The organism is Shewanella vaxholmensis (assembly GCF_031932135.1).
In the GTDB taxonomy this organism is placed as follows: Bacteria; Pseudomonadota; Gammaproteobacteria; order Enterobacterales; family Shewanellaceae; genus Shewanella; species Shewanella hafniensis.
On sequence record NZ_JAUOEV010000004.1, the window covers coordinates 269,375 to 276,656 of the forward strand.

Below are 7,282 nucleotides of genomic sequence, written 5' to 3' on the forward strand. Positions count from 1 at the left end.
CACACTCTCCTCTGGTTAGTTGTTCAACGACGCATAATAGTTACGGATATGGTCGGTTTCGCGGTAGTTCTCACTCTTAGGCTCTGTGGTTGCTGCCGTTTTTGTCGAAGCTAACGCCTGACTGCTCACGGTTACCACTGCGCCTGCCGCACTGCCGAGTGCCAATGCTTTGAGCAATTGACGACGGCCCATGTCGGAAGCTGGCTTCTTCATAGTGTCTCCTTGTGTTGCGGGATAAGGTGGCACAAACGGCGACCACCTCGGTTATTGTGAAAGCCTAAGCTTTCGTTATTGTTGCGAAGGTGCGTGTGACTTCACCTTCGCCGTTTCAATTCATTTAGCACTGATATCTAGCGCGCACATGTCGCGCTATTATTAAGCTTAGTCTTAGTTCATTAATTCCACTGGTTTTGCTAAATCGCTGGTGGCCGGTTGTAGGTCGGCGCTGCCTGGGCAATTGACGGGAATATCTAAGCTCAATTGTTCAAAGGCACTGGCTTCCATTTCAAAGAAGGCTTTTGCCAGCTGGGCGACGGTCGCGTAAAACGCAGCGCTGGGCGCTTTAGCTAAGTTGTCGCAGAAGCGGCCAATCCAACTGCCGATATGGCGTTGGTAAAAAGCCAGTTGGCGATAGCTCGGCGCTTCTAAAATCAGGGTTCCCATCACTTCACACAGGGCGGCTACGTGATCTTCGGGTTCTTTAACGTTGTCTTCGCGCTCAAATCCGAGTTGCATTAGGTCTTGGCGCAGTAATGCCAGCGGTTTATCCATTAAAGAGCCGGTCATAAACCAGCTGCCGTAGGGCAAGATCTCGCCAGAACCTACACCGAGGAATAGCGCAAAATACTCGTCTTCGAGCTGTTCATTGTTGAACTGCTGGGCGGCGAGCTGCACGGATAACCAAGCCTTGGTCATCTCGTTGTCTTCATTGGCATCGATTTCAAGATTGGCCAAAAATTGCAGCAGTTCAGGGCTCGGCTGACGGCGCAATAGGGCGGCTAACAGTTGATAGATATCGGCTCTCAACTGATCGTTTTCTGAAACTTGTCTTACTGATTCGGTCATAGCGGATCTCTTATCGCAGTTGCTTTTCAGGATCTTGAAGAATGTCTTCAAACATGTCTTTTACCCGGCAGTCGCCACACATTTTCAAGCGCTCAATATTGGCAGAAAATGCGCTGTGCGCGCCGACCATATCCAGCATCCGATGCACCATAGATTGGGTCGCAAAAGGAGAGCCGCAGCGAATACATTCGAAGGGGGCTTCTTCTTTCAGGGTGTGTTGTTGCTGACGAGCAGCTTTATCAAAATTAATTTGCGGCGTTAGGCTTATCACTTTTTCAGGGCAGGCCGCTTCACATAAACCGCATTGCACGCAGTTTTGCTCAATAAAGTGTAGTGCAGGTTTGTCGCCGCCATCTTGCAATGCCACGGTTGGGCAAATTGCCACGCAGGACATACACATAGTGCACTTTTCGACATTCACGCTGACTTTGCCAAAGGGAATGTTGTTGAGGCTAAGGCAAGTATCGATTTCACCCGCTTGGCTATTGAGGTGATCTATCGCTTCAAATAGCGTGTTGCGTTTAGTGGTCGAGGCAAATGCAGCGGGCACGATCACGGGCCAATCTAAGCTGATATCGAGCATCGCATCTAAATCGGCAAGCATGCTTGGGTCGATGAGGCTGATACGTTGCGGCTGACCCATCTCATCTAAAATACTATTGGCTAACGAAAGTTCACCTTTAAGCATTTGCGTAAGAGTTGGCGCCGTGGCGTCGGTATTGAGGATCAGCACTTGGCGTGCGCCCCATGCGAGTACCGACAGCCAATGATCTAAGCTGGCAACCGTAATTTCTTCTAAGGCGACGGGGATAATATCACCCGCTAGATCATCGGTAATAAAGTCGGCGCCGACGGCATTGTCGTGGAACAAAATTACCGGTGCGGTTTGGGCTTGCTCGCGGAAACGACTAACGACTTTGTTCAGGTATGAATGCAAAGCCTGCGGCGTCGGTAAATCGTAACTGATGGCACCCGTTGGACAGGCACTAGTACAACTGCCCGCGCCGTGGCAAAGGTATGGGTCGATTTCAATTTTCTTCGCCACGCTACTAATCGCATCGGCTGGGCAAAAGTTAAGGCAACGATTACAACCGTTAATTCCATTACGGTCGTGTGCACAAATATCTGGGTTGATTTTGACGTAGCGAGGCTTGTCGAATTGGCCGACGAGATCGGGAATTTGAGCGAGGGCATCTTCGAGTTTCTCAGTGTCTTGACCGACATAGAAATAACCGGGTGGCAGCATTTCTAAGTTCAAACAAGCTGTGCTGCTCAAATCGAGCACGATATCGAAATGGGGTTTACGAATCGACACTAAACTGAGTTCGGCCGCGCCATCTTGATGTTCAACACTGACTTGGAATTGGCCTAAAAAGCCTTTTACGCCAATGAGTTTGTTGTAGTAACTTTCGACATCGGTTGCCGCCGCCATCACACGCTCAAGGTGCGCTTCATCTTGGCTGGTAATGGCTTCATTGGCTAAAATCACGCGATGGGCCATAGTGGACAATTTGTCCGCGGCAAGGCGAGCCAGATCTTCTGGGCCGATAATGAGGACATTGCCTTCGGTGGTGTAGCTGACGGTTGGCGGGATCAGATTCTGCAACATCTGAGTTTGCGCTAACACCTGTTGCCGCGCTTGTTTTAACGCTTCTTGGGTTTGATTGGTCATCAAATGAGTGCTCACATTGCGTTCCTGAACAGTACTTTGGCTGTTTCTTGTTTTACTGTATCTGGGCAGATTTAGGCGGCTGGTAATAAGTAAGTCATTGCCTTTTCTGCTTTTATCTAAGCTTTTTTTATGTCTTAGTACAGCAATTCACATACCAAAGTTACGGACATTAAAATTAGCTAAACTGACGTTAAACAACTCGGGTTTGGGCCTGAGCCGAGGGCTCTGGTGCATTTTGGGGTAGGTCATCAGTCTCCCCATCCAAATTGTCCGCTATCGGCTCTGCTGCCAATTCGGTGTCGACTTCTTGAGTCGTGGTTTCGCTTACATCAAGACTAGCGGATGGATTAGTTTCTGCAGCTTGTTTGGCTAAGGCTGACTCTTCATCCGGCGTTTCGCTGTCTTTGGTGATGTAGCGGAAGACTTTTTGTGCTAATTCTGCTGAAACTTCGGCGCTGAGTTTGGGCTGATTACTGTAATCGAGCGCATATTCTAAAAGCCCATCTATCTCGTTGAAATGTGGTTGTTTCCACAGTGCTCGCAGCGCCGCAGATTTCGCCGCCGGATCGACATTCGCGCCCATAAAACTCGCAAAGCTGCCGCCAATTTCAATTTCGTCAGGATTCGGTAAATCCGCCGCCGTGAGCATGCGATTCGGATCGTCATGTTCGGCAGTATTGGACTCTGTTACTGGCTCTGTCGGTTGAAGCGGCTCAACTGCCACAGTGGCTTCGGTCGCGATCGGCGCTTGAGGCGCGGCTTCTTCTTGAGTTTCTCGCGCTTGTTCAGCGGCAACTTGTTCGCGACGCTGGTTCCAGCGACTCAGTAGCCCAGCCGTTTTTTGCGTGGATTCAGCCATTAGTCCCTCCGAAGTGGATCGTGACTCGGGCCTTGATTCTTACGGCCATCGACATGCTTACGGCGATGGGCGGCGATTTCGACTTCGCCATGCTGGGTGATAAAGGCTTCAATCCAACAAGCGATGGCTTCTGGCATCAATAGGTTGATAACAGGGGTATTACCCTCAAGACAACCTGCGGCGACGTTTTGGTCTGCCGACAGTGCTGCGGGTATCCAAGTGCCATCGGCCGTTTCATCGCACACTAAATACAGCATAGCGTTATCTACATCGAGATTGAGGCGATAGCTGGCGCGTTCGTCTTTGTGCAGTTCGAGGAGCACTAAGGTCGCGTCGTCAGGGGCTTGATGGGTGGCGGGAAGTAAGTGTTCAATTTCCCATTGTACTGAGGTCCAGCGGCCAACTTGTTTCTCTACTTTTTTAAGTGAAACGTACATGGGCCAAACATTCGTTGTATGTTGCATTGTCTCTCCGTCTCAGCCGTGTTGATGGACGAACCGTAGATCGAACGGATCGGTTTTACCAACAAATTGCGATAAAAGGTCACTGCAATATTGGTGCCAGTAAACATGGGGTATTAGTTTGAACTAGATCATCAAAAACCCCCTAAAAAGTGGACATTTTGTCCAGTGCTGGGTTTTGTTTGGGACATAAAAGGGCTAATGAAAAATCAGCATTGCGGCAGATCACGCATTTAAACCCGAGTTTTATACCTAGGTATAAATATTGCTATGCTCAGGCCATGACTCGTTAAGCGGTAGCATTATGATTTCGGAAAACAGCATGGGCACAGATAAAGAAGTAGCGGCAGCTAACCCCACTCAGAAGCCTCATCATCAGTGTTCTTTTGTGAGAACCCAAGCGGAAGTACCGTTAACCATTGCCGTAAAAGCAGTGAATGAAGCTGGGGAAGTGCTAGATAAATTTGTCGCCTGCGAACGTCCACTTACCGTTTATTTAAACTGGCGTCCGATAGTGACGCTGATGACACTAGGGGCAAAACCTGAGTCTCTGGCGTTAGGTTATCTTAAGAACCAAGGCTTTATTTCGGATGTGAGCCTGCTGGACTCTGTCATCGTCGATTGGGATGTGAGTTCTGCGGCTGTGGTTACCCGTGAACAAACTGCCGATCTCGACGAGAAACTCTCCGAAAAAACCGTGACGTCAGGCTGTGGTCAAGGCACGGTTTATGGCAGTTTCATGCAGGATCTAGATAACATCAATTTACCTACACCGAGTTTGAAGCAAAGCACGCTGTATAGCTTATTGAAAAATATCAACGAATATAACGAAACCTATAAGAATGCTGGCGCTGTGCATGGCTGTGGTTTGTGCGAAGACGATAAGATTATGGCCTTCGTTGAAGATGTTGGCCGCCATAACGCCGTTGATACCTTGGCAGGGGATATGTGGCTGACGCAGGATCGTGGTGATAACAAGATTTTTTATACCACAGGCCGCTTAACCTCTGAAATGGTGATTAAAGTCGCCAAGATGGGGATCCCCATTTTGCTATCACGTAGCGGCGTGACTCAGATGGGCTTAGCACTGGCGCAGCAGTTAGGCATTACTATTATCGCCCGCGCTAAAGGTCGACACTTTTTGGTGTATCACGGCAGTGAAAATCTGCAATTTGATGCCAATACCGCTCCTTAGCCCCAATTTAGCTAAGACAGTAATGCTAAGACTTGCATGCAGTAATAAAGAATAAGACAAGGAAACAAAATGACGTCTGCCAGTGAATTGGTTTACATGAGCGCGAAGCAAGTGGCCGAGTATTTAGATCTTAACGAGAAAAAAGTCTACGCCATGGCCAATGACAGAGTTCTCCCCGCCACTAAAATCACCGGTAAATGGCTATTCCCGAAAGTGTTAATCGACCGTTGGGTAATGGATTCGTGTCACAGTGGCATGCTCACCGACCGTTTGTTGATCACCGGCAGTGACGATCCACTCTTATCTATGCTGGTGGCGCGCTTGATGGCACAAGTCGGTAGTCGTGAGTTGATAAGCTACAGCGCGACAGGTTCACGCTTAGGATTAGAGTTACTCGCTAAAGGTTATGCCGATGTGTGTACCTTACACTGGGGCAGCATGGAGGATCGCAATATCCGTCATCCAGCCTTACTTAAAGGGTATAACAATCATCAACAATGGATCATGGTGCACGGTTACTCCCGTCAACAAGGGTTGATCATGCGTGCCGATATGCACCACAGATGCCAAGAGGAAGATAAAGTCGTGAACTTACCTTGGCGTTGGGTGAGTCGTCAGGGCGGCGCGGGTAGCCAGCAACATTTAGAACATTGGTTGTTAAAGCAAGGCGCTCGCTTAGACCAGCTTAATGTCGTGCTGACGGCCTATAGTGAACGCGAGCTGGCAGGTTATATCGCCCGTGGTGATGCCGATATAGGTTTTGGCTGTCAATCTGTGGCATTGGAGAGTGGTTTGAGTTTTGTGCCACTGATTAAAGAGTCCTTCGATTTCGTTATGCCGCAGAGCATTTACTTCCGTCGTCAGCTTCAACAACTCTTTACTATGTTGGCGAGCGGCCACTCGAGGCAAATGGCGGCGCTACTGGGTGGCTATGATCTTACCGACTGTGGAAAGTTACTCTGGAGTGCGAGCTAATCCGCTCTCTCGGTAATGGATCAAGCTGAATAGAGTCGAATGATCTCTGCCATACTTATGACAGTTACTTACGCTGCTACTTATATAGCTAGTTACCGAATAAGTATTAAAGAGATCTCTCCCTGTCCCTGATTAAGTCATTTGGGCTTTACTATGGCGATGGGATGAAGGCAGCGACTATGACTATATAGTTAAAGTATCTTTATCGCCGAATGTGTTAGCGCGTCATCTATATTGCTCTCCGTTATATTCCATTAACGGTCTATATAAGAGTTGGGAGGAGATATTCCGGTTCGATCAGTCGTTATCCTTATCTAAAATTTATAGAATCTATGCGTCAATCTCTTCGCCTTAATGCAGTACATCCCCAAAATATGAGGTAGAACTGCAGAGAAAACGCTATTTTGTGGATAACTTTGGGGGTAAGTGGTGGGTATCTTGTGGCTAGTTTAGATAATCAGAATTAACAGCAAATTTCCTTAAAATAGGGGTTGCACAAAATCTCCTGCTCCCTATAATGCGCATCCACTGACACGGCAGACAGCGAAAGCAAGCTGACGAGTTAAGTTGAATTGAATGGCTTACTCTCTGTTGAGAATGGCACTTAATTCAATCGCGTCAAGAAGTTGAAAATACTCCTTGACGCGAAACGGGAAATGCGTAGAATACGCAGCCCTAGCCAACTGGAAGCGTTCGGCGCTCAGTGTGGTACTCAAGTCCTCTTACGGATATTGAGTTGCTCTTTAACAAGATAAAACAAGAAATCTGTGTGGACACTCACAGGTGTTGAGTTAATCGAAACTGCTTAACCTTCGGGTTGGCAGTCAAAAATTTAAATCAATGTAACAATGAGTGTTCATAGCAATATGTACAGTTTGTTTCAGCCCTTCTTTTATAAGGAGTGCGAGAAACAAAAAATCAGAATTCATTGAGCCGCTGAAGTCGCAAGACGGAAGCAACAAAACTTTAATTGAAGAGTTTGATCATGGCTCAGATTGAACGCTGGCGGCAGGCCTAACACATGCAAGTCGAGCGGCAGCACAAGGGAGTTTACT

Annotated in this window: 7 protein-coding genes and 1 rRNA gene; 3 read left to right on the top strand and 5 right to left on the bottom strand. The window is 48.0% G+C overall.

The genetic code is table 11. From position 1 onward, the window contains the following. Positions 1 to 15: 15 nt before the first annotated feature. The 5 genes from Q4Q46_RS06245 to Q4Q46_RS06265 all read right to left on the bottom strand — a co-directional run bounded on the left by Q4Q46_RS06245 (position 16) and on the right by Q4Q46_RS06265 (position 4,060). A complete protein-coding gene (locus Q4Q46_RS06245; protein WP_006083564.1) occupies positions 16 to 213 on the bottom strand; it encodes a twin-arginine translocation signal domain-containing protein in 198 nt (65 codons plus the stop codon). Positions 214 to 387: 174 nt separating this feature from the next. Further along, a complete protein-coding gene (locus Q4Q46_RS06250) occupies positions 388 to 1,065 on the bottom strand; it encodes a TorD/DmsD family molecular chaperone (protein WP_261273632.1) in 678 nt (225 codons plus the stop codon). A gap of 10 nt (positions 1,066 to 1,075) precedes the next feature. After that, entirely contained in the window at positions 1,076 to 2,737 is a 1,662-nt protein-coding gene (locus Q4Q46_RS06255; RefSeq protein ID WP_071940389.1) for a 4Fe-4S binding protein, read from the bottom strand. Positions 2,738 to 2,927: 190 nt separating this feature from the next. Beyond that, positions 2,928 to 3,596: a DUF3306 domain-containing protein gene (locus tag Q4Q46_RS06260; protein WP_259575059.1), complete on the bottom strand. Its 669-nt coding sequence runs from the start codon at positions 3,594 to 3,596 to the stop codon at positions 2,928 to 2,930. Then, a complete protein-coding gene (locus Q4Q46_RS06265; protein ID WP_006083560.1) occupies positions 3,596 to 4,060 on the bottom strand; it encodes a DUF3305 domain-containing protein in 465 nt (154 codons plus the stop codon). The genes Q4Q46_RS06260 and Q4Q46_RS06265 overlap by 1 nt, the downstream gene beginning before the upstream one ends. Before the next feature lie 301 nt (positions 4,061 to 4,361). Between Q4Q46_RS06265 and Q4Q46_RS06270 the strand changes: the two genes are divergently transcribed. The 3 genes from Q4Q46_RS06270 to Q4Q46_RS06280 all read left to right on the top strand — a co-directional run. Beyond that, positions 4,362 to 5,252, top strand: a complete 891-nt coding sequence (locus Q4Q46_RS06270) for a formate dehydrogenase accessory sulfurtransferase FdhD (protein ID WP_063882346.1) — start codon at positions 4,362 to 4,364, stop codon at positions 5,250 to 5,252. A gap of 69 nt (positions 5,253 to 5,321) precedes the next feature. Then, a complete protein-coding gene (locus Q4Q46_RS06275) occupies positions 5,322 to 6,227 on the top strand; it encodes a substrate-binding domain-containing protein (RefSeq protein WP_311891788.1) in 906 nt (301 codons plus the stop codon). A gap of 967 nt (positions 6,228 to 7,194) precedes the next feature. Further along, positions 7,195 to 7,282: ribosomal RNA gene (locus Q4Q46_RS06280) — 16S ribosomal RNA — on the top strand; the annotation flags it as partial.